The 21,517-nt window shown below is 45.0% G+C and carries 20 protein-coding genes; 13 read left to right on the top strand and 7 right to left on the bottom strand.

The window, feature by feature from the left end:
* Positions 1–65 precede the first annotated feature (65 nt).
* The 5 genes from AC1DLI_RS03005 to cysK all read left to right on the top strand — a co-directional run bounded on the left by AC1DLI_RS03005 (position 66) and on the right by cysK (position 5,910).
* The gene (locus AC1DLI_RS03005) at positions 66–2,432 is read left to right on the top strand and encodes an endonuclease MutS2 (RefSeq protein ID WP_477599522.1); all 2,367 of its coding nucleotides are present in this window, start codon (positions 66–68) and stop codon (positions 2,430–2,432) included.
* 50 nt (positions 2,433–2,482) lie between these two features.
* Complete coding sequence (locus AC1DLI_RS03000) at positions 2,483–2,905, top strand: DUF350 domain-containing protein (protein WP_308997067.1); 423 nt, start codon at positions 2,483–2,485, stop codon at positions 2,903–2,905.
* 112 nt (positions 2,906–3,017) lie between these two features.
* On the top strand, positions 3,018–3,641 hold the full coding sequence (locus tag AC1DLI_RS02995) for a hypothetical protein (RefSeq protein ID WP_477599519.1): 624 nt from the start codon (positions 3,018–3,020) through the stop codon (positions 3,639–3,641).
* Positions 3,642–3,768: 127 nt separating this feature from the next.
* The gene (locus AC1DLI_RS02990) at positions 3,769–4,968 is read left to right on the top strand and encodes an MFS transporter (RefSeq protein ID WP_477599517.1); all 1,200 of its coding nucleotides are present in this window, start codon (positions 3,769–3,771) and stop codon (positions 4,966–4,968) included.
* A gap of 24 nt (positions 4,969–4,992) precedes the next feature.
* Positions 4,993–5,910, top strand: coding sequence for a cysteine synthase A (gene cysK, locus AC1DLI_RS02985; RefSeq protein ID WP_477599515.1), 918 nt, complete (start codon positions 4,993–4,995; stop codon positions 5,908–5,910).
* 18 nt (positions 5,911–5,928) lie between these two features.
* Here cysK and AC1DLI_RS02980 read toward each other — a convergent pair whose 3' ends face one another.
* The 6 genes from AC1DLI_RS02980 to AC1DLI_RS02955 all read right to left on the bottom strand — a co-directional run bounded on the left by AC1DLI_RS02980 (position 5,929) and on the right by AC1DLI_RS02955 (position 11,166).
* Positions 5,929–6,999, bottom strand: coding sequence for a CotH kinase family protein (locus tag AC1DLI_RS02980; RefSeq protein WP_477599513.1), 1,071 nt, complete (start codon positions 6,997–6,999; stop codon positions 5,929–5,931).
* 98 nt (positions 7,000–7,097) lie between these two features.
* Entirely contained in the window at positions 7,098–7,424 is a 327-nt protein-coding gene (locus AC1DLI_RS02975; RefSeq protein WP_477599511.1) for a hypothetical protein, read from the bottom strand.
* A 277-nt stretch (positions 7,425–7,701) separates the two neighbouring features.
* Positions 7,702–7,908, bottom strand: a complete 207-nt coding sequence (locus AC1DLI_RS02970) for a hypothetical protein (protein WP_477599509.1) — start codon at positions 7,906–7,908, stop codon at positions 7,702–7,704.
* Between the two features lie 16 nt (positions 7,909–7,924).
* On the bottom strand, positions 7,925–8,941 hold the full coding sequence (locus tag AC1DLI_RS02965) for a CotS family spore coat protein (protein ID WP_477599507.1): 1,017 nt from the start codon (positions 8,939–8,941) through the stop codon (positions 7,925–7,927).
* Positions 8,925–9,980 (bottom strand): CotS family spore coat protein, encoded by a 1,056-nt coding sequence (locus AC1DLI_RS02960; protein WP_477599505.1) that lies wholly within the window; start codon positions 9,978–9,980, stop codon positions 8,925–8,927. The genes AC1DLI_RS02965 and AC1DLI_RS02960 overlap by 17 nt, the downstream gene beginning before the upstream one ends.
* A gap of 19 nt (positions 9,981–9,999) precedes the next feature.
* Complete coding sequence (locus tag AC1DLI_RS02955; RefSeq protein ID WP_477599503.1) at positions 10,000–11,166, bottom strand: glycosyltransferase family 4 protein; 1,167 nt, start codon at positions 11,164–11,166, stop codon at positions 10,000–10,002.
* Between the two features lie 323 nt (positions 11,167–11,489).
* Between AC1DLI_RS02955 and AC1DLI_RS02950 the strand changes: the two genes are divergently transcribed.
* Positions 11,490–11,813 (top strand): hypothetical protein, encoded by a 324-nt coding sequence (locus AC1DLI_RS02950; protein ID WP_477599501.1) that lies wholly within the window; start codon positions 11,490–11,492, stop codon positions 11,811–11,813.
* Between the two features lie 171 nt (positions 11,814–11,984).
* Here AC1DLI_RS02950 and AC1DLI_RS02945 read toward each other — a convergent pair whose 3' ends face one another.
* Entirely contained in the window at positions 11,985–12,806 is an 822-nt protein-coding gene (locus AC1DLI_RS02945) for a UTP--glucose-1-phosphate uridylyltransferase (RefSeq protein ID WP_477599499.1), read from the bottom strand.
* 296 nt (positions 12,807–13,102) lie between these two features.
* On the opposite strand from AC1DLI_RS02945, the gene AC1DLI_RS02940 reads away from it, so the two are divergent.
* The 7 genes from AC1DLI_RS02940 (at position 13,103) to AC1DLI_RS02910 (ending at position 21,516) form a co-directional block, all read left to right on the top strand.
* Positions 13,103–14,386 carry a UDP-glucose dehydrogenase family protein gene (locus AC1DLI_RS02940; protein WP_477599497.1) on the top strand — a complete coding sequence of 428 codons (1,284 nt, stop codon included), beginning with the start codon at positions 13,103–13,105 and terminating at the stop codon, positions 14,384–14,386.
* Complete coding sequence (locus AC1DLI_RS02935) at positions 14,383–15,327, top strand: NAD-dependent epimerase/dehydratase family protein (protein ID WP_477599495.1); 945 nt, start codon at positions 14,383–14,385, stop codon at positions 15,325–15,327. The genes AC1DLI_RS02940 and AC1DLI_RS02935 overlap by 4 nt, the downstream gene beginning before the upstream one ends.
* 83 nt (positions 15,328–15,410) lie before the next feature.
* Positions 15,411–16,589, top strand: coding sequence for a glycosyltransferase family 4 protein (locus tag AC1DLI_RS02930; protein WP_477599492.1), 1,179 nt, complete (start codon positions 15,411–15,413; stop codon positions 16,587–16,589).
* A gap of 17 nt (positions 16,590–16,606) precedes the next feature.
* Positions 16,607–17,614: a CotS family spore coat protein gene (locus AC1DLI_RS02925; RefSeq protein WP_477599490.1), complete on the top strand. Its 1,008-nt coding sequence runs from the start codon at positions 16,607–16,609 to the stop codon at positions 17,612–17,614.
* 142 nt (positions 17,615–17,756) lie between these two features.
* A complete protein-coding gene (locus tag AC1DLI_RS02920; protein ID WP_477599488.1) occupies positions 17,757–18,884 on the top strand; it encodes a GerAB/ArcD/ProY family transporter in 1,128 nt (375 codons plus the stop codon).
* Positions 18,881–20,344 (top strand): spore germination protein, encoded by a 1,464-nt coding sequence (locus tag AC1DLI_RS02915; protein ID WP_477599486.1) that lies wholly within the window; start codon positions 18,881–18,883, stop codon positions 20,342–20,344. The genes AC1DLI_RS02920 and AC1DLI_RS02915 overlap by 4 nt, the downstream gene beginning before the upstream one ends.
* Positions 20,344–21,516 carry a Ger(x)C family spore germination protein gene (locus AC1DLI_RS02910; protein WP_477599484.1) on the top strand — a complete coding sequence of 391 codons (1,173 nt, stop codon included), beginning with the start codon at positions 20,344–20,346 and terminating at the stop codon, positions 21,514–21,516. The genes AC1DLI_RS02915 and AC1DLI_RS02910 overlap by 1 nt, the downstream gene beginning before the upstream one ends.
* The last annotated feature ends 1 nt before the right edge of the window (position 21,517 follow it).

Below are 21,517 nucleotides of genomic sequence, written 5' to 3'. Positions count from 1 at the left end.
GGCTCGAATTCGTGCATCAGCGTCGCGGTTCGGCTATAATAGTAAGGCGAGAGGAGTGTTATTTGTTGGACACTAAAATTTTGACGACACTTGAATTTCCTAAAATCATACATAGATTGTCGCAGCATGCGGCTACGTCGCTCGGTAAGGCAATAGCGGAGTCGCTTCAGCCTGTTACAGACTTGGAAGCGGTTAAGAAAATTTTGCAGGCTACCGATGAAGCCTATACGGCTGACCGGCTGAAAGGCAGCGCGCCGTTTGGAGGCGTCGTTGACATAACCGCGCCGCTTCACCGCGCGCGTATCGGCGGGACGCTTAATCCAGAGGAGTTGCTAAACATTGCGGCCACTTCCCGCGGCGGGCGTCGTGTTAAGAAGCACATCAGTGTTTTGCATGAAGATAATCCTATTCCAATGCTGCATGATATTGCCGAACAGATTAGCGAGCATAAGCAGCTGGAGGATGCGATTTTTGAATGTATTGACGATCAAGCCGAGGTCATGGACAGCGCGAGCGCCGCTTTAGCCTCGATTAGACGCGAGCTGCGGAACGGGGAATCGCGCATTCGCGAGAAGATGGATCAAATGATCCGTTCATCTTCCGTACAAAAAATGCTGCAGGACTCCATCGTAACGCTGCGCAACGACAGGTATGTTATTCCGGTTAAGCAGGAATACCGATCTCATTTTGGCGGTATCGTGCATGATCAATCGGGATCCGGCGCAACGCTGTTCATCGAGCCGGAAGCGATTGTTGCAATGAACAATAAGCTGCGGGAGCTGAAAGCAGGCGAGCTGCGGGAAATCGAGAAAATATTGCAGAAGCTTACCGCTTTGGCATCGGATTACGTTGAGGATCTCATTTTCAACTTGGATTTGCTCGGGCAAATTGATTTTGCTTATGCAAAGGCACGCCTTGCCCACGGCATGAAAGCTACGCTGCCGCGCATGAATGACAGAGGCTTTCTCAAGCTAAAGCGGGGCCGTCATCCGCTCATTTCCGCTGACCTGGTTGTTCCCATCGACGTAGAGCTGGGCAATCAATATACTGCGATTATCGTTACGGGCCCGAATACGGGCGGTAAAACCGTATCCTTAAAAACAATTGGGCTGCTCAGCTTAATGGCGATGTCGGGTTTATTTGTGCCGGCTGAGGACGGAAGCCAGCTATGTGTCTTTGATGCGATCTATGCGGATATCGGCGATGAGCAAAGCATTGAGCAAAGCTTAAGCACGTTCTCCAGCCATTTGAAGAACATCATTCGCATTCTTGGCACGATGACCTCCAAAAGCTTAGTGCTGCTGGATGAGCTCGGTGCAGGAACGGATCCAGCCGAAGGCTCAGCGCTTGCCATAGCAATACTTGAGCATGTGCATGCAATGGAAAGCCGCATCGTAGCAACTACGCATTATAGCGAGCTTAAAGCATATGCTTATAATCGAAAAGGCGTAATTAATGCGAGCATGGAATTTGATGTTGCGACACTCAGTCCAACCTATCGTTTGCTTGTCGGCGTGCCGGGCCGCAGTAACGCGTTTGCGATTGCGGAGCGGCTAGGCCTTGCACGATCGATTATCGAGCATGCAAGAGGCGAGGTAAGCGAAGAAGACCAACGGGTCGAGAATATGATTGCCTCGCTTGAAGAGAACCGGTTAGGCGCAGAAACGGAACGCCAAACGGCGGAAACGCTTCGCCGCGAGATGGAGACGCTCAGAACGCGCCATGAGGCCGAGCGATTGCGGTTCGAGGAACAAAAGGAAAAGCTCTTGCTCAAAGCACAGGATGAGGCGCGTGAGGCTGTCGCGAAAGCAAAGCGCGAAGCTGAGCAAATTATTACAGATTTACGCAAGCTTGCCATGGAAGAGGGCGCATCGGTCAAGGAGCATAAGCTTATTGAAGCGCGCCGCAAGCTGGATGAAGCAGCGCCGGAGCAGTTGAAGACCAAACGGGGCGGCACGAAAACTGCGGCAAAAACGGCAAAGATTGAAGCCGGCGACGAAGTAACGGTGTACAGCTTGAATCAAAAGGGCACCGTCGTGGAAATTCACGGCACGGATGCTACGGTTCAGCTTGGCATTATGAAAATGAAGGTAGCGCTGGATGATTTGGAGCTGATTAAAGGAGCATCATCCGCAAAAACGCAGCAGCCGAAGCAGGCAGCAAGCCTTAAACGCTCCAAAGAAGAGAATTTCAAAATGGAGCTTGATCTCCGCGGCGAAAATTTGGAAGAAGCGATTCTCGAAGTCGATCGGTTTCTGGACGAAGCCTTTTTGTCAGGCTTAGCGCAAGTTGCAATTATCCACGGAAAAGGTACGGGAGTGCTCCGGACAGGGATACAGCAATACTTGCGTAAACACAGCCACGTAAAAAGCTTTAGGCTCGGAAATTATGGCGAGGGCGGCGTAGGCGTGACAGTTGCAGAGCTAAAATAGCACGCAGCCGCCGCACCAAGGAGATCACAAGGTGATGGGGGGATCGTTGAATGAGTAATGAAGTCGACAAGCTGCTTAGCAATCCGTATGCTGCCTCACTCGTTTATGTATCGGTTACCGTGTTGTCTCTTATTGTATTTTTATCCTGTTTTGAGCTCGTAACGAGATATAAATGCTGGAGCGAGATCAAGAAAGGGAATGTTGCCGTTGCTATGGCGACAAGCGGTAAAATTTTCGGGATATGTAATATTTTTAGATTCTCGATTGAATCCAATGATTCGGTTTATCAAAGCCTGATTTGGGGCGCTTTCGGTTTTATCATTTTGATGGCCGCTTATTTTTTATTCGAATTTCTAACGCCTGTATTCCGAATTGACGATGAAATTGCCCGCGATAATCGCGCGGTAGGGCTCATTGCGATGATTATTTCGGTATCGCTGTCCTATGTCATCGGAGCAACGGTCATTATTTAATCCGGAGGAAGTTATTTTGAAATATTTATGGAGAGTTTTGGTCGTCGTCGCTATTTTATTTTTTGCATTTGGTGTCGTTTATTTAATGAACCATTAGAGGAGAAGACAAACAATGGAAGAGCATTTGATTTGCCCTTGGTGTTTAACGGAAATCGTATGGGATGAAGAGATCGGTCCGGAGTCGCATTGTCCGCATTGCGATAATGAACTCAGTGCCTATCGTACGATAGAGCTTGGTTATGATGAAGAAGAAGTAGAAGCTGACGAGCATGAAAGAGCAGTTCAGGCCTTAAAAATCAATGATTCACATCGAGCAGCGAAGCAATCCGGCACCGCATCCCAGCAGGATGAATGGTCAGAGGATGAGCTGGAAGAAGAGGCGGAGGAAGACTATTCCGATGATCCGAACCATAAACGCTGGCTGGAGCAGGGCGATGGTTACCGAAGTGCCGATACTTCGCGGTTTGCTGTAGAAGAGACTGTGCAGCGCGTCCTTGATGATCAGGATGAAGTGCCGGAATGTCCGGTATGCCGCTCCTATATGGTTGAGGCAGGGGAGCAGCGGTTTGGCGAGCAGCAATTTGAGTCTAGAATTGCGCCATCACTCGGCGGACCGGTACTAACGACTCCCTTTAAGCTGCTGCTTTACGTTTGCCCTGCTTGCTACCACACGTCCTCTTTGCTAAGCCAGAGCGACCGGGAGCAAATGCTCAAACGTTTAACGCCAAACGAGTAGACGCATTGGATAAATTGGACGGGCATGGGCTGCTGTCAAAAAGGGAACCTTACAAAACGTAATTCTGATAAGTGAAGGATAGACAGGCTTAGAAGCCTTGCTCTATCCTGAGGCAGGAGGAATCGTTTTGGCAAAAACCTTGGATCGACAAGCTGTTCTATTGCTCTTGGTACAAGCTCTTTACGGCGTTGCGAATGCGCTGTCCGGGACATTCGTTCCGGTCTATTTGTGGAAAGCAAGCCAGTCTTATACATTGATCGGATGGTTCACGATGGGGCATTATGTCATGAGCGGATTAACCTTCTATGTTGCTGGCAAATGGGTGAAAGAGCATAACAAAATGAACAGCCTGCGGGTTGGGATTATTTTATCAGGCATTTTTTATTGCACCGTTCTGCTTTTGGGTACGCAGGCAAAAGTATATTACTTGCCGCTCGGCATTTTGAACGGGATTGCGCTTGGTTTTTTTTGGATAGCTTTCAACGTTGTTTATTTTGAAGTAACCGATCCGGATAACCGTGATCGCTATAACGGCTGGGCGGGCTTGCTGGGTTCGGCCGCTGGAATTGTAGCGCCTTGGGTTTCAGGCTTGCTCATTACATCGATGCAGGGAGAAAAGGGTTATCGGCTTATTTTCACGATATCACTCGTTATTTTCTCGATCAGCGTAGTTTTGAGTTTCTGGCTGAAGAAGCGGCATGCCGAAGGCATTTACAATTGGAAGCATGGCATACAGCAGCTCATGCAGAAAGGGAATCCTTGGCGCCGCATGTTTCCCGCTATTGCGGCGCAAGGCGTGCGTGAAGGGGTCTTTATGTTTCTGGTCGGCCTTACGGTTTACTTGGCCACTCAAAACGAAAGCAAGCTGGGGACCTTCTCGCTCATAACCTCGCTCGTTGCCTTAATCAGCTTCTGGATTGTTGGTAAAATGCTTAAAAAAAACAATCGCAAGCTGGCGATGCTGATTGGTGTCATTATGATTGCGGTCGTTATTTTACCGCTGTTTTGGAAGGTTACCTATACGACGCTGCTGATGTTCGGCATAGGAACATCACTTTTCATGCCGCTCTACATTATACCGATGACCTCCAGAGTATTTGACTTAATCGGGCAATCCGAAGAAAGCGCCCGGGAGCGGGAGGAGTTTATCGTCCTTCGCGAGGCAGGACTCGTGCTGGGAAGAGTCATTGGTTTGTCGTCCTATCTCATTGTGCTGCCGCTGAATCATTCCACGGTTGCGATTACATGGCTGCTATTTTCAGTAGGAATCGTTCCGATAGCAGGCTGGTGGTTTATTAGGCCGTTTTTGGCAGAGCAGCAGGCTTAACAAGGACAGGAAGGAGGACAAGAGATGCCAAGAATCGTTACAGATATTACGCAGTTAATCGGAAATACTCCGGTCGTTAGGCTGAACCGGCTTCCGGAGGAAGGCAGCGCCGAAGTATGCGTCAAGCTTGAGCGCTTTAACCCAAGCGGAAGCGTAAAGGATCGAGCAGCATTCTCGCTCATAAACGACGCAGAGAAGCGAGGCTTAATCAAGCCCGGCGATACGATTATTGAACCGACGAGCGGCAATACCGGAATTGGACTAGCTATGAATGCAGCAGCCAGAGGTTACAAGATGATTTTGATTATGCCTGACAATATGACTGCCGAGCGTATAAAGCTGCTTCAGGCATACGGTGCTGAGGTTGTATTGACGCCAGCAGCGGAGAGAATGCCAGGAGCCATCCGCAAGGCGGAGGAGCTTCGGAAACAGCATCCAGGCAGCTATATTCCCAATCAATTCGAAAATCATGCAAATCCGGAAATTCACAGATTGACGACTGCGATCGAAATTATGGAGCAAGTAGACAGGAAGCTTGATGCCTTTGTCGCTACCGCGGGCACCGGCGGTACGATAACCGGTACAGGAGAGGCGCTTAAGGAAGCATTGCCGCAATTATATGTAGCGGTTGTAGAGCCCCAAGGCTCGCCTGTATTATCAGGCGGTGCACCTGGACCGCATAAGCTAGTCGGAACGAGCCCGGGATTTGTGCCTGCCATCCTCAATACGTCCATCTATGACGAAATTATTCAAGTATCCGATGAGCATGCCTTGACGACGATGCGAGCGCTCGCCACCAAGGAAGGATTACTTCTTGGTCCGTCATCAGGTGCTTCTGTTTGGGCAGCCATGCAAATCGCAAAGCGGCTGGGAATTGGTAAGCGGGTACTATGCATCGCTCCGGATACGGGTGAGCGTTATATGAGCATGGATATATTTTGAACAGGCTGCGGGGAGTGGTTAAACCCACTCCCGCAGCGAATGCTGTAATAATTCTCGCCTTTCCTCAATATACGTGTGAATAAAGGACGGCTCCGACAAAAAGGTATCATAGCTTGCCTTGCGGGTATAATCGCCGCGAATGGCGGGCGACAGCCTTTCATGCATGCTGGAAATAACAGGTTTCAGCTTTTCTGCAGTAAAAGCGGATTGCAGTAACCTTTTGATGATAGATCTATATTTTCGACGGCAAGCTGGAAAAGTAAAGAGCTTCTTTGTCAAAGTATTATAGCCTTGCAGCCTAACGAGATCGCTGCCGCATGGTTTACCGTAACAATTTCGCCCCCAGGTTCCCTCGTAATCCCATGGAATAATACGATATTTGCCGCTTGCACTATGCTCATACAGGGCGTAGTTTTGATCAAACCCATCATAATTCCCCGTTAATACGGCACCGGCAAGCCATAATAGATATTGAGAAACATCAAGTCGCCTGACGGTGTGTGCTCCCAGCTTCTTACCAGACATTTGATTCAAATTACGCACGAATGATACAAGCCTGCTCTTGGTCCCCGTTTTTCCCTTCATCAGTTCGTAGCCATCGAATAGCGAGGTCTTCTTAGCCTTGGAGACAGGGTCTATTAGGCTGAAATCGGCGCTGTCATTGACGGCGTATAGAAGTGATCGGTATCCAATCCCTCTTTTCGCGAAAAAAAGCTTATCGACCGCTTCAATTTCCAAATACACGCCTTGCGGATTACCATTTATGATCAGCCAGAAGTGATTCGTTTGAGGTGAAGGTACTCCTATTTCATTAAAGAAGTAAAAGGAAAGCGCGTTTCGCATCATTGACGGGTCATCGTATTCAGCATTCCAATGCAGCGTTTTGCCGTTTTTAAGCCGAACTTCGTAAGATTTTTTGGAGTAGTTACGCGTATGACCTCCCCGCAAACCAAATTCCGCTTTATAGGTTTCACCGTCCGTCTCGAGCTCAGCGGGCTTGAAGGAACGCCCCCAGGCGTTGCCCTTAATTTCTTGAAAGTCTGAATCATTTATGCGAATCGTACGCACAGGCAAGGTTTCAGCAGCCATCTAACCATCTCCCGAGGCAAAAGATAAAGCCTACCGTTAGACGATAGGCTTTTGATCTTATTACCGTATTCGGCTTATGCCCAGATGGTCACAGCTATTTAGGGAAGCTTGATTTCCCATACAAAGCTGGGTTGTTGGTCGGATCCTTCAAGCTGTAAGAATTCTGAATAATTAAAAGGAGTGCTGCCTTCCGATAAGCTGCCGTTCGTTTGATTGCCGCCAGTAAGGATTCCTCCGGAGCGATTGCCGCTAGTAAGATTACCTGCAGAAAGATTACCTGCAGAAAGATTACCGCCGGCTACATTCCCTTGCGTGCGATTCCCTTGAGAAACCGTACCATTCGAACGGCTGCCGCTCTTAAGCTCTTCTACTTTGTTGCTAGCTTTTGCGTTTTGCTTTTGCTTGCGTTTTTTATTTTGGGCCAATTCATTGCCTCCTATTATAAGGATACTTTTGAAGCTACTATAACCTATGTACAGACCCTACTACTCGTAACGGGTAGTTGCTCATTCTTTTAAGAAATAGATACTAATCTAGGACCACTACTATAGGGGATACTTTATAATTATAATTCTTATCTGAATTGATATATACGACAATAGCCTAATCCCTCCTGCACAATGACGGGGGATCAGGCTATTGTTGTTTACGGGGTTATTGGTCGTTTCCCAATGAGTCTATCAGCAGAGATGACTTATTCTACTAGCTATCCAACCATTCAATCGTTACCGTGAATTTATTGCCCCCGAGGTCAGATTTAAGACTATATTTATATTCCATGTCAATATCGGGAAGTTCAACTTTTTTGCCCCGGACAACAAGAGTATCCGCTTCAATCTGATCTGCCAGTCTTTTTAGCAATTGGGCAAATTGGAAGCTTCTTCCTACGAATTCTTCTTCTAGCTTCATGAATAACACCCCGTTCTTAATTAATTTGCAATACCTTTTGAAGAACCGGAAGTGCTTCCAGATCAAATTGGTATCCTTTTAGAAGCTTCTTCACTTCACCCTGCTCTCCTTTTTTGAATGGGTTTTTAACATAGCCATAATACTTGTGAGGAAAGAGCAAATCGATATAAAGAATTTGTTTCTGTCCTGGAGTGAGCGGGAGAATAGATTCGTAACAGTTAATCAAATGTTCTAATTCTTCGGGATTCCAGCCCAGCTCTTCCATACGCTTCGTAATTAACTTACGCACATCCCGCAATGGGATATCATAAGTCAGATTATCAAGGTCTAGAACGTACACTCCTTTGTCCGTTTGCAGCGCATTCCCTTTTCCGTAATCCTGATGGCACAAATAACCGTATTCTCCGATAGAATGGATCCATTCTGAATAACAGGAGCTCTGTAATAGCTGGAGAGCTTGTTCAGCTCTGCCGATCATTTCATCGACTGTCTGCACATAAATCTGATGGAACTCCGAAGTTTTCTTTTCTGCGTCACTCTTCCATTGCTTGAGCTCCTCAATCATTTTCGAGTAATGATCCGGCCATACCCCCATGCGGTCATAAGTTTCGCAATCATCTGGCGGAATAAATCCTACAGAATCTTGATGGAATTGGGCTAACCCTTTTAGGCCTGTATATAGATGCTCAGGGTTTTTATCCATTTCCAAATCGCTTCCATCAATCCAGCTGTATAGCACGAGTGCGTATCCTTCATGAACAAAAAAGAGCTCTCCGTCCTTCGTTGGAATAATGCTGCAAACCAGAGCGCCCTTCGCATATAGGTATGCTTGTGCTGCTGTAGTGAACTTGACAATCGGAATGGACTTTCTGATTCGCTTTAAGCAAACCGTTCCTATAGATGTTTCAAGCTTCCAAACGGTTTTTATTCCTCCGCCTTGAATAACTTTTATTTCGGTGACCGTAATATGAGGGTAATTCTCATTCATAAGATTTTTTCCTAAAATAAGGTCTTCATTATTCGTGTTTTCCATGATTCACCACCTCATCCAGATGTAAAAGAGAAGCTTGAAGAACTGTATTTTTGCTTAATTCTGTAGCGATCATCTCATTTAACCGTTCTATATGCTTAGCAACCGTCCATTTTTCTTCTCTTTTTTCGTAAAATTTGGATACCTGACCATAAACCAAATGAGGAAATTGAATATCGGCCGCAAGAATTAGAAGCTGTTCTTTCGTTAAAGGGTTTACAGCCTGATAGGCCTTCAGCATAGTGAGCATGAGCTGGAGATCCCAAACCGGACGTTTCTTCATCACTTTGTTAATAATTTTTCTCAAATCCCGAACTGGAAGATCAACAGTCAAAGAATCCATATCATAAACGTACAAATGGCCGTCATCACCAACCGCTAAATTGCCTGCAGCATAATCTTGGTGGCATAATGTTTTGGTTACTTGGGTTTCTTCTACCCATTGATCAAAATAGGAATGGCCCAGCATGGACAGCGATGCTTCACATTGCTTTAAGAAAGCATCAGCATTTATCAGAAATAGCTGATCAAACTCACTTTTATCCGCCAAAAGGGATTTTTGCTCTTTCCATGCCAAAAGGCTCGCGTATCTTCTTTGCAGGTCGGATTTCCACTCTGTCAATAGAAACGAAGGGAACGCTCCTGTCGGTGACTCTATCCCTTTTGAAGCCTTATGGAAGGATGCCATTCCTCCAAGAATCATTTCAAGCTCATCCTCTTGCTCATATTCCGGCGTTCTTCCATAGACAGCTTCAAAGATAACGAAGTATTCATTATCCACTTTGACGAAGCCTTCGCCTGAGTTCGATTTGTATACACCTGGTGTATGAATTCCGTTTTCTCTCAAATAATCAATAGCATGAATCATAAATGCAATATGACTTTCATCGAAGGGCACTTTTTTTATGATGACTTGACCAAGGTTCGTTTGAGCCGACCAGACAGCTTTTTTTCCCTTATAGGATAAAAGGTAAATCTGCTCAGCTTCTAGTGGATATTGAGCGAGTACCTTCTTAACGACTTCCGAAAATGTTGTATCCATACTGACACCTCCGCTGCTTTCAAGATTTATTTCTTAGCATTGCTCTGAGATATAGATTGATCAGCCGTTTAGCGGCATGCTCGAACCCATGGTTACCTTCAACGCATACTCTGCCCGCCTTAGCCAAGGTTAGAGCTTCTGCCGGATTGGATAGAAGAAATACGATTGAATCTGCAAAGGCTTGCGGGCTTGTATAATCCTCGATAACAATACCATTTTTAAGATGCTTAATAATTTCAGCGTTTCCTCCCCGGTTGGTAGTAATGATAGGAAGCCCCGCGCCCATTGCCTCATAGTGCACTCTTGCTAAAGGCTCCTGCCATTGGGAGCTGCATACAAAAATATCCCCGATTAAAAAGTGGGAAGGAATTTCACTTGGCGGGACGAAGCCAGTAAAGATAACACGTTCCGCTCCCAGCTCTTCAGCCAGCTGACGGATTTTGGACCCGTATTCATCTATCCGTTCATCGTGAAACCATTTGCTTCCTACAATGACCAGCACCGCATCACTATGCTTTTGAATCACCTGCTGCATAGCTCGTATGAGAATATCCGGTCCTTTAACTTGACTTAAACGCCCTACGAATAAAACCACTTTTTTGTTTATTACTCCGTATTTTTCACGCAGCTCCTTCCTAAGGAGCTGCGCTCCGTCGTCCCACACCGGTATATACTTTTTTAAATTAATGCCTGAATACACCGTCTTTACTTTGCGTTTGGCGGAAGGGAACCGCGCTGTTACGGTTTGTCCGATGTAATCGCTTATTGTCATCATTTTATCGACGGCCTTGATCGTCAATAAGCCCATTTCATCCGAAATTTTTTTTTCATGGAACATTTCGTTATGAAGGCTGACAACAAACCGGCTATCCGGCATCGCAGCTTTATACACAAGAAGATAACGAGGGCGGTTGAAGACATGGATAACATCATAAAACATCTTATCGGCCTGTCTTCGGGATAACTCTTTGGCAACATGGAAAACGTAGTCTTCTTTCGGCAAACGAACGTATTCCACGCCTTTGACTACTTCTCTTTCAGGAAGCTCCGGATCTGTAATGCAAAAAATGGTAAGCTCGTGCTTGCCTCCAATATGAGGGGTAACACCATCAATTAAAATTTGAATGGCCCCTCCTCGAATTGGGGGGACGGTAAGCATTTCGGTACAAATAAATGCGATCTTCAATGTTCTCACCTCAATCTTATGCGTATTTCCGTTACTTCTTAATTGCATCACACAGTAAATACCATGTAACCCCTCCCCTATATGATAGATTTGCAAAATGGTCTACTTATTTTTTCCTGCTACTTTAAAGTATGATTCATTTTTTTAAGAGGAACGGCGAATCTACTAATCTATTAATCTACATTCCCATAGCATGCGAAATGATCAACGGATACAGATAATTAATAGAAATTTTTCACTTACAAAACCATCATATGTCTAGTAACGAAGAATAGAGTTTCATCATATGTTGTTAGTAGCTTATTAGAGGAGGAGTTACGTATATGTCTGAGGAAGAAAAAGAAAAAAGCAGTACTGGTAATAGAAGCAAAGGCGAGAAAAGCAAAGGTGACAAAAGCAAAGGCGAGAAAAGCAAAGGTGACAAAAGCAAAGGTAACAAAAGCAAAGGTGACAAAAGCAGAGGTGACAAAAGCAAAGGTAATAAAAGTAAAGGGAATAAAAATAGAAATGTTCAACAAGATAACGGCTATTACTGGTGCGGTCAATATTACAGATATTATCATCCATGCGGTTATTTTTATAATGACTGCTGGTGCGGTGATCGAGGCAGGGACTATGATTCAAACTCGGATGACGATGTAGAGTAGTTTTATATATTTGATTACGAAAGCAGCTTATTTCTCATTTGAGGAAGGGGCTGCTTTTTGTTTTATTTTTAAAACCCGGCCAGATTAAAGGAAAAAAATACAGCCCGTCGCATTAACGACGGACTGCTTCTTCTAAACATGTTAAGCGTTACCATTTTTCTTGCCCATTTGTTATATGGACTTATTTCTCAAAAATGCACGGCGTTGGATGTTGATGTATTCGCGTTCTATGCTAATGTCATACCACTTCTCTTTGAATAGATAGCCGTGTACACTGCTGGAATTGCACATTTCGTTTAAGGCATCTGTTAATTGAATTTCTCCCTTTTCATCTGCTTTCAATTGTTCGAGTAGAGTAAATATTTCTGGCGTTAGTACATATCTCCCCATGATACCGTGGCGGGAAGGAGGGTTAGTCTTTGGCTTTTCTACTATCGTTCGAAGCTTGTAAATCTGCGATTCGATGCGTTTACCGGCTACGACGCCATAGTTTTGAAGCAGCTTCGGTTCTACGGTTTGTAGACCGATAATGGAGCCTTTATACTGCTCGTACAATTTGATTAAGGCTAATAACGGAGAGGGCTCAGTCAAGCTTACCTGATCCGGCAGCATAACGACGAAAGGATCGTCGCCAACAAAGGATTTACTCAATTGTATGGCATGACCGAGCCCCAGTGCCTCCGGTTGACGAATATATTGTATATTTACTTTGGGAGGCTCAATTTTTTCGATATGCTGTTCCTGGTGTTGTTTGGATAAATGACACTCCAGCTCAATGGAGCGATCAAAATAATTCATAATTTCCGTCTTATTGCGCGATAAGATGATTAAAATCTCCTGAATGCCTGCATTCATCGCTTCAGACACAACATAGTCTATCGCTGGCCGTCCGTTAATTGGGAATAGTTCCTTAGGAACCACTTTAGTAGCAGGTAAATTCCGAGTCCCAAAGCCGGCAGCGGGTATAACTGCTTTTAATACCAAATCTATCACCTCATTAAGTATTGGTTTTCTTGTAATCATTACTAGTATATAAAGAAATATACGTTTGAAGCTTGTACGATTCCAAAAAAAGGCATTTGTACATGCCTATTTTAATAGTTAAGCATTTATAATTTATTACTTATAAATGTGCTTATATATCTCAGCGAAACGACTGCTTTTGCTGCTAAAAGTTGGCCAGCCGTTTACGCTTGTAGAGTTGATTTGTATTTCATAGTGCAATGGCCGACACACTTATTCATTGATCACTAATATAATAGATTATTAGATTTTGAGGGGATGGTTCTATGAATATTTGTATTGTGGGGGCGGGATATGTCGGTCTCACGACTGCGGCAGTCTTAGCGAATATCGGGCATACCGTATTTTGTACGGATCGTGATATGGATAAGATTAACAAGCTTAGGAAAGGAATCGTTCCCATCTACGAGCCGGGATTAACTGAAATGATCACTCTGGGGCAGGAGGAAGGCAGATTATTTTTCGCTGCAAACGTGAAGCGGCATATGATGAACTGTCCGGTCATCATGATAGCAGTAGGTACACCCTCCGCCAAAAATGGCAGCGCGGATATGAAGTATATTCGCAGCGTCATAAAGGATTTGTCACTAGTCATACGTTCCCCTAAGACGATTATTATGAAAAGCACAGTTCCCCCGGGAACTGCGGATTGGATGGATACCCTTCTTCAAGAGTGCGGAGTAAGCCTTGATTTGTTCGAGCTTGCGTCAAATCCCGAATTTCTGCGGGAAGGCTCCGCGATTGAAGATACGATTCATCCTGACCGAATTGTTATTGGTGCGAAAAAGAAAGAAACGGCGCTAAAGGTGAAAGAGCTTTACAACGCTATAGAGACAAAGTTTTTATTGACCGGTCGCAGGGAAGCAGAATTAATCAAATATGCATCCAATGCCTTTCTGGCAACGAAAATATCTTTCATTAATGAAATATCACGAGTTTGCGATGCATTCAACGCCGATATCACGGAAGTCGCTCAAGGCATCGGAATGGATGATCGAATCGGTCCAAAATTTTTACAAGCGGGACTAGGTTATGGAGGCTCCTGTTTTCCAAAAGATGTTAATGCACTGAGCTATTCGGCATCATCCAAAGATGTTGAATTGGAACTGCTGGAGGCTGTTAAGAAAATTAATCGTTCACAACTGGAAATTTACATGAATAAACTAAACCACAAACTAGGGAAAAACAGGGGTCATGTACGGATCGCTGTATGGGGAGCGACTTTCAAAGAAAACACCGATGATATCCGATATTCTCAAGCGATTGCTTTTATGAAGAAGCTAACGAAACAAGGGTATCAAGTCTATGCATACGATCCGCTCGTTTCCCCGCCGATTCAATCCGTCGTATGGTGCTCCGACAAATATGAAGCCGTAGAACAAGCGGATGCGCTGGTCATAGCAACGGGCTGGCCGGAACTAATTGATGCCGATTGGGGCCGAGTGAAGCTATTGATGAAGCGAAATATCATATTGGATGGGCGTAACTGTCTGGACAAAATAACGATGGAAGCGTATGGGTTTGAGCTCGCAGGGGTTGGACGGCCATGAAAATCGTAGTAACTGGAGCAGCAGGCTTTATTGGTTCGCATCTTTGTCAATTTTTATTGGAGAAAGGGAAGCACGATGTAGTTGGGATCGATGCGTTCGTTCGTGACGAGTTGAAAATAATTGGATCCAAAAACATGGAGACCTTCCTTTCTCACCCAAGATTTACTATGATTTCGAAGGATTTACTGCATATCGATTGGAGTGAAATACTAAAAGATGTTGATATTGTCTACCATTTAGCGGGTATACCTGGAGTCCGGTCTAGCTGGGGGCATGATTTTCGCAAATATGCAGATACGAATATACTCGCCACTCAGCAACTGCTAGAAGCGTGCAGCATTAGCGGTATTAAAAAATTTGTGTTTGCATCTACCTCTTCCGTTTATGGAGAAAAAACAGGGAAAGTGTCGGAAGATACTAGCACAGATCCGCTTTCGCCTTATGGTGTAAGCAAATTAACAGGCGAGCAATTATGCCGTGTATATTGGAAAAACAATGGTGTTCCGATTGTAATCTTACGTTTCTTCACCGTTTATGGTCCTCGTCAACGAGCGGATATGGCTTTTCATCGCTTTATTAAACAAATGATAGCGAATGAACCTATTACGCTAATCGGAGACGGTTCGCAGTCAAGAGATTTTACGTATATAAGCGACTGTATTGAAGCGACCGCAGCCGTTGTAAATAAACCTTCTTTGATCGGAGAAACGATCAACATAGGAGGTAAAGAACGGTCTACTATTATCAGTGTCATAAGCACGCTAGAGAATTTAACAGGAAAAAAAGCGGTTATCGAGAACCTCGGATCCATGCGTGGAGAGCCTATGCATACATGGGCTGATATTTCGAAAGCAACCCGCCTTTTGGAATATAATCCAAAAATAAGTTTGACGGAAGGCTTAACAGAAGAGCTTTCCTATTTCAAGAAATTTTATACATGATGGGAGGCTGTCTCGGCATGAGACTGGCATTCATATGTACAGAGAAACTACCATCCCCAGCCATAAAGGGTGGAGCAATTCAAATGATGATGGATGGTGTATCTCCAATACTCGTCCGCAAGCATAAATTAACGATTTATTCGATAACGGATGAGTCCTTGCCAGACAAAGAGGTTCGAAACGGCATCCAATATATTAGGTTCCCTAGAGAACGGTATGTAGAAGAAGTTTCACGTTCACTTAAGGAACAGGTATATGACGTTGTTCATGTTTTTAACCGACCGGTAAACGTCATTCCTTATAAAGCAGCGTCTCCCAAAAGTCGGTTTGTAGTAAGCCTTCATAACGAGATGTTTGATAAGAGCAAAATTTCCGATAACACAGCTCACCTATGCGTACAGTACGTCCACAAAATAACAACCGTCAGTAAATATATTAAAAAGACCGTAACAGACCGTATTCCCGGAGCGATGAGTAAAGTTGAACCGATCTATTCGGGCTTTGATCCTAAAAGTTATTACCCGATTTGGACTCCTCGTGGAAGAGAGGTACGGGAACAATTACGAAACCAATACGGAGTCAGTAATAAAAAAGTCATATTGTTTGTCGGACGACTCAGCGTAAAAAAGGGTCCTCACTTGCTCATTCAGTCCATGAGCCGCGTGCTGGATCAGCATCCGGACGCCGTTCTTGTCATTGTAGGCGGAAAATGGTTTAGCGACAACGCCGTGGACAGTTATGGGAAGTGGTTGTTGAAATTAGCTGAGCCCTATCGAAACCGGGTTATATTCACAAAATTTATTCCGGCAAATGAAATCCAAAATTATTTTTCGATGGCCGACGTATTTGTGTGCAGCTCTCAATGGCAAGAGCCTTTGGCGCGCGTTCATTATGAAGCAATGGCAGCAGGTATTCCGGTTATTACAACCGATCGAGGCGGAAATTCCGAGGTTATTAGCCATAAGATTAACGGTTATATAGTCCGTGATTATACAAGTGCATCTTCGTTTGCCGATGCGATCAATTACATGCTCACTAACAAAAAAGAGGCGTCAGCTATGGCTCTAAAGGGCAGGCAGCTCGTAGACAGCAATTATACATTCGAGCATGTTGCACAGCGATTAAATAAAATCTATATGGGAGCTTTTTCGAGTGCGCCGACTCCTTTATCCCGTCTATCTGTATCCAGAAAGGGAGCAGCGCGCCTGCTTCGTTCCCGTATAAAAAGGAAACTCTTGCCCATTCGAAAAAAGCTGCTGTAAGGAGGTAGAAAGCGTTTATGACAGAGAATGTGAATGTCATTATGTCTCAGTATCCTCTCCGAGTGGTGAGCGCCAAACTTATTGCTGACAAAGGGAAAAAAGCGGCATGGACGATTGTCACAAACGAAGGTATAAAAATATTAAAAAAATCACCTGCAACCAAAAAAAGGCTTCTCTTTCTTATCCAGGCCGTGAAGCATATGCAAAAAAATGGAGCACCGATTCCCGCTATGGTTAAAACACGGACGGGTACGGAATTTTCAGAGGACAGCAGCGGTAATTGTTATGTCCTCTCTGAAGCCGTGCAAGGTACTTCTCCTACGTATGAAACGGCAGATCTCCTTACTATCATGAAAGAGCTCGGTAGGTTCCATTTGGCTTCAAGAGGGTTTCAATCCAATTACACGACGAATGAAAGAGAGCATCTCGGTGGATGGAAGCAAAGCTACGAGCGGTATATTGAGCGATTGGAAAGCTTTAAGGAGATGGCGAAAAGCAGTAACAATGAATTCGAGAAATTATATTTCCTTCATGCGAATCGCTTCATCGACCAAGGGAAAGAAGCGCTAAAATGGATCCAAAGCAAGTACTACACGAATTGGGTTAGCAAAGTTGCTTTGCAAAAAAATCTATGTCATCAGGATTTTGCGGCAGCTAATTTAATTAAAACGAGTAAAGGTTTAGTCGTCATTGATATGGATTCGTTAACCTATGATTTGCCGGCAAGAGACATTCGGAAAATATTCAACAAAGTGATGAAGAAACATGGCTGGAACACTTCGAGAGCCGCGTTAATGCTCCGAGCCTACCGAGAGGTTCATCCTCTAAGCGACGAAGAATGCCAAATCGTTTATGCCGATCTTATATTTCCTCATTTATTTTATGGTTTAACGAGCAAATACTTTAATAAACGAGCCGAATGGAATCGGCCTTCGACGCTTCAGAAGTTAAAGAATTTGATTGCTTCCGATCATGATCGTCAAAAAATGCTGTCGTCATGGCAAACCATCATTAGACAATCGTGATCATCATTTGTGAATGGCGGATGCTTTTCTTTTCAAGGACCTTTCTATGGAAGGTCTTTTTTTGTTATCTAGAAAAAAAGATAATAAGATGCATTTTGATGAGCGTAACGGGAAACATTATTTTGTAAGGAAGTGATTGGTAATGAAAATAAAGCCATTCGGTATATTACCCACGATGTTTATGATGATTTTGTCAGTGGGTCTCGTCAACCATGTGCTCGTTGTTCCGTTGCTGCTGGATGCCGCGAGAAGAGACGCTTGGATTTCCGTGCTAGCAGAGCTTGTGATTATACTGCCTTGGGCCGTGTTTCCGATATACGGGATCTTAAAGCGAATGGACGGGAAACCCGTCGACAAATGGCTTTATGGCTATTTTCCTCGCTTGCTGGCCTTACTCATATTAGGGATACTATTATTTGTTCAATTATGCACAGCACTTGAGACGCTGATTATGACGGCCTCATGGACCGCAACCACTTATTTGCCGAATACCCCCTCGATTGTGGTCTGCGCGGTATTCCTTGGATTATGCTTATTTGCTTCCATCTCAGGGCTTCGGGCGATTGCCTACGTAAGCTGCATTTTATTGCCGTTTGTCGTGCTGCTCGGTGATTTTGTCATGTCTGCAAATATGCCTCATAAGGATTACCATTACTTATTGCCGATGTTTGAGAATGGGTTGAATCCCGTATTATACGGTATTTTGTTTACGCTAACCTCTTCTTGCGAGCTGTTTGGACTCCTGTTCATCCAGCATCATATCAAAGGGAAGTTCAAACGGTGGCATTTTATTATTCTCGTCATGTTTTTGGCATTGTTAACACTTGGGCCCGTAATGGGGGCTATCTCGGAATTTGGTCCCGCGGAAGCCGAGAAGATGCGTTACCCGGCTTTCTCGCAATGGCGGCTGGTCTCGATTGGCAAATACTTCGAGCATGTTGATTTTTTTGCGATTTTTCAATGGATGTCCGGGGCGCTTGTCCGATTAGCTGTTTCGATTCATATCTTGTCTGAGTTTGGGCCTATGCGGCGTTTGAAAAGAAAATGGATTTCACCGACCGCCATCGGTTTGTTCATTTTAATTGTCTCGAGCTTCGGCATTAACCATATGCTTCAATTCAAACATCTTTTGGCCATTTATTTTCAATACGTTGGGCTAATTATTTTTGCGGTAATCAGCATCCTTTGGCTTATATCCTCGTTTAAGAGGGAAACAGACAAAAACAAGCGTATTGTCATAAGCGGCTCTGAGGAGGCAGAGCAGTCATGAACCACGTAGACCGATATGAAGGTCATGAACAACAAGGCAGCAGCGATATGACGTTACAGCAATTCAGATCCAATCTGAAGGGCTGCCATGACGTGATTGAATATGAGCTCACCTTAGACGTACACGGGCCTTTAAAGGTCATCTTGTTTTATTGCGAAGGATTAATCGATAATCAACAAATGCAATTAGGCCTGCTTCCGCAGTTGGAAAAATGGGCAGAGCAGCTCAACTCATTTCCAAAAGTGGACGAGACTGATATCCATAGGCCGAGCATGTTATTCAGCAGGATAAAACATGGGCCGAATGGAAGCAATTTGTATGCGCGGCTTTTTTCGGGCAGCGTTATTTTGTCGTTTGAAAATCTGGATGGATTATATGAGTTCGATATTGCGGATCAACCTGGCAGAAGCCCAGAGGAATCAACGATGGAGGTATCAGTAAGAGGGCCGCGTGACGGCTTTGTCGAGCAGCTGGCGACGAACGTCGCCTTAGTTCGCAAGCGGCTTCGAACGCCGGATATGCATGTGGAATATAATCGAATCGGCAGCGAGTCTTTAACGGAAATCGCTCTGATCTATATGGAGGGCATTGCTGAAGTTGAGCTTGTAAACGAAGCGAGAAGAAGGCTTAGTCGAATCGATATCCCTTCATTAAACGGGGGAAGCCAGCTGGAGGAGCTGTTGTCGGATCGCCGTTTATCCTTGTTTCCGCTTATCGAATATGTAGGACGCCCCGACTATGTCGTTCAGTCTCTGATGCAGGGCAAGGTAGCCATCTTAGTGGACGGCTCGCCGTCGGCCCTCATTGCGCCAGGAACCTTATTGCTGCTCATCAAATCGCCGGAGGATGCGCATTTACCGTATTACTATGTGTCGCTGGAGAGGCTCTTAAGAGTTGTCGGACTCGTGTTGGCCATGTGCCTGCCAGGCTTTTGGATTGCGCTGTCGGCATTCAATACGGATCAAATTCCGTTTACGCTGCTCGCGACGATAACCATTTCTAGAATCGGCTTACCGCTGTCCTCGACGATGGAAATGTTCATGATGCTCACCATGTTTGAGCTTTTCCGCGAGGCGGGAGTCAGGCTGCCGAGAGCGGTTGGACAAACGGTTTCGGTCGTTGGCGGATTAATTGTCGGGGATGCGGCGATTCGTGCGGGAATGACCTCCCCGACCATGCTTGTCATGGCCGCGGTTACCGCAGTGTCAACGTTTACGCTCGTCAATCAGTCTTTAAGCGGATCGGTGAGCATTATTCGTTACCTGATTCTTATTTGTTCATCGGTGCTTGGGATTTTTGGTTTTTTTGTAGGAACCTTCGCGGTCCTTATTTACTTATGCACGCTGGAATCCTTTGGACGTTCCTATCTAGAGCCGCTTGCGCCGCTGCGCTTCAAGCAATTGATACCTGCGCTGATGCAAATGCCCTGGAAGCTTCGAAGCGGAAGGAGGAATAAGTAATGGCTTCTGCATGGCTGACTAAGCGGCGCAATTTTGTTTGGAAAAGGGCGGCGTTAATCGGGTTGATGTTCAGCTCTTTGCTGCTTGAGGGCTGCTGGGATGAAATCAATTTAGAGGATGTGAGCTATATTTCATCCCTTGGTATTGATTACTCGGAAGGCCATTACGTCGTTTATGCCCAAATGATCAAATTTGGACTCATCGCAAAAACAGAAACTGTCCAGCCTGACCCAAATCCGGTGTGGATCGGTAAAGGCGAAGGCGATTCCATTCTGCTTGCGCTGAATGATTTAACCCAGTCAGGACAAGCCATACTTAGCCTGGAGCATTTGAAAACCGTTGTCGTGCAGGAGAGAGCCATGTTTAAAATGCGAGACATTATGGACGGGCTTAATCGTCAGCGGGCGTCGCGGTATACTTCATTGATATTCGGAACAAGAGGAACAATCGAGAATATTTTTACAACTGATACTTTTTTTGATCAATCACCCCTGAACAGCATTATGTATTCGCCAAACCCGCTTAACAGCCAAAGAAGTTTTATTCGTCCCTATGCGATGCAGCTCGCCGTGCAGACCTTAAAGGAACCGGCCATGACGACGACCTTACCCGCACTGACTGCAAATAAGGATTATTGGAAAAGAAAGAAGCAGCCGCTCAAGATTCAACTATATGATGGCATTTTTGTGTATAGAGAGCTTGATTATCTCGGTTTTATGACGGAATCAGACGCTTCGGGCTTGCGATGGGTCAATCCCTTGTTCCATCATTACTTATTTGAAGCGATTGGCAAGGAAGGCAGGGCGACCGTGGCGGTCGTATCATCTAAGAGTCAGGTGAAGGCAAGCATCAAAGACGGAGAGGCCGATTTTTCACTGCAGGTCAGTATGAAAGGCCAGGTTGATGAAATGCGCGGCACTTTGAGTGAGAACGAGCTGGTCGCATCGATGGAAGAACGGGTTAAACAGCAGATCGATGAAACCTATCGAAAGGGACAAGCCAAAGGCATGGATTTATTCCAGCTGGAGCATCATCTTTACCGTTATCACCTAGCGTATTGGAAGCAAAACTGCAAGGGGAAGGATTGGAGACCAAAACGTAATCAGCTGAAAATCCAGGTGAAATTTAATTTGGTCCATTCCGGAAATTTTGAACTCGGTGAAGGTACATAAA

This window comes from Paenibacillus sp. 01T443 (assembly GCF_056398325.1).
The sequence above is the reverse complement of the archived record's forward strand: the minus strand, read 5'-3'. Positions and strand labels throughout refer to the sequence as shown.

Excerpts from the sequence above, each read along its gene's own strand:
- AC1DLI_RS03000 (WP_308997067.1), top strand. The coding sequence starts at position 2,483 with ATGAGTAATGAAGTCGACAAGCTGCTTAGCAATCCGTATGCTGCCTCA.
- AC1DLI_RS02995 (WP_477599519.1), top strand. The coding sequence starts at position 3,018 with ATGGAAGAGCATTTGATTTGCCCTTGGTGTTTAACGGAAATCGTATGG.
- cysK (WP_477599515.1), top strand. The coding sequence starts at position 4,993 with ATGCCAAGAATCGTTACAGATATTACGCAGTTAATCGGAAATACTCCG.
- AC1DLI_RS02980 (WP_477599513.1), bottom strand. The coding sequence starts at position 6,999 with ATGGCTGCTGAAACCTTGCCTGTGCGTACGATTCGCATAAATGATTCA.
- AC1DLI_RS02970 (WP_477599509.1), bottom strand. The coding sequence starts at position 7,908 with ATGAAGCTAGAAGAAGAATTCGTAGGAAGAAGCTTCCAATTTGCCCAA.
- AC1DLI_RS02965 (WP_477599507.1), bottom strand. The coding sequence starts at position 8,941 with ATGGAAAACACGAATAATGAAGACCTTATTTTAGGAAAAAATCTTATG.
- AC1DLI_RS02960 (WP_477599505.1), bottom strand. The coding sequence starts at position 9,980 with ATGGATACAACATTTTCGGAAGTCGTTAAGAAGGTACTCGCTCAATAT.
- AC1DLI_RS02950 (WP_477599501.1), top strand. The coding sequence starts at position 11,490 with ATGTCTGAGGAAGAAAAAGAAAAAAGCAGTACTGGTAATAGAAGCAAA.
- AC1DLI_RS02940 (WP_477599497.1), top strand. The coding sequence starts at position 13,103 with ATGAATATTTGTATTGTGGGGGCGGGATATGTCGGTCTCACGACTGCG.
- AC1DLI_RS02935 (WP_477599495.1), top strand. The coding sequence starts at position 14,383 with ATGAAAATCGTAGTAACTGGAGCAGCAGGCTTTATTGGTTCGCATCTT.
- AC1DLI_RS02930 (WP_477599492.1), top strand. The coding sequence starts at position 15,411 with ATGATGATGGATGGTGTATCTCCAATACTCGTCCGCAAGCATAAATTA.
- AC1DLI_RS02925 (WP_477599490.1), top strand. The coding sequence starts at position 16,607 with ATGACAGAGAATGTGAATGTCATTATGTCTCAGTATCCTCTCCGAGTG.
- AC1DLI_RS02920 (WP_477599488.1), top strand. The coding sequence starts at position 17,757 with ATGAAAATAAAGCCATTCGGTATATTACCCACGATGTTTATGATGATT.
- AC1DLI_RS02915 (WP_477599486.1), top strand. The coding sequence starts at position 18,881 with ATGAACCACGTAGACCGATATGAAGGTCATGAACAACAAGGCAGCAGC.
- AC1DLI_RS02910 (WP_477599484.1), top strand. The coding sequence starts at position 20,344 with ATGGCTTCTGCATGGCTGACTAAGCGGCGCAATTTTGTTTGGAAAAGG.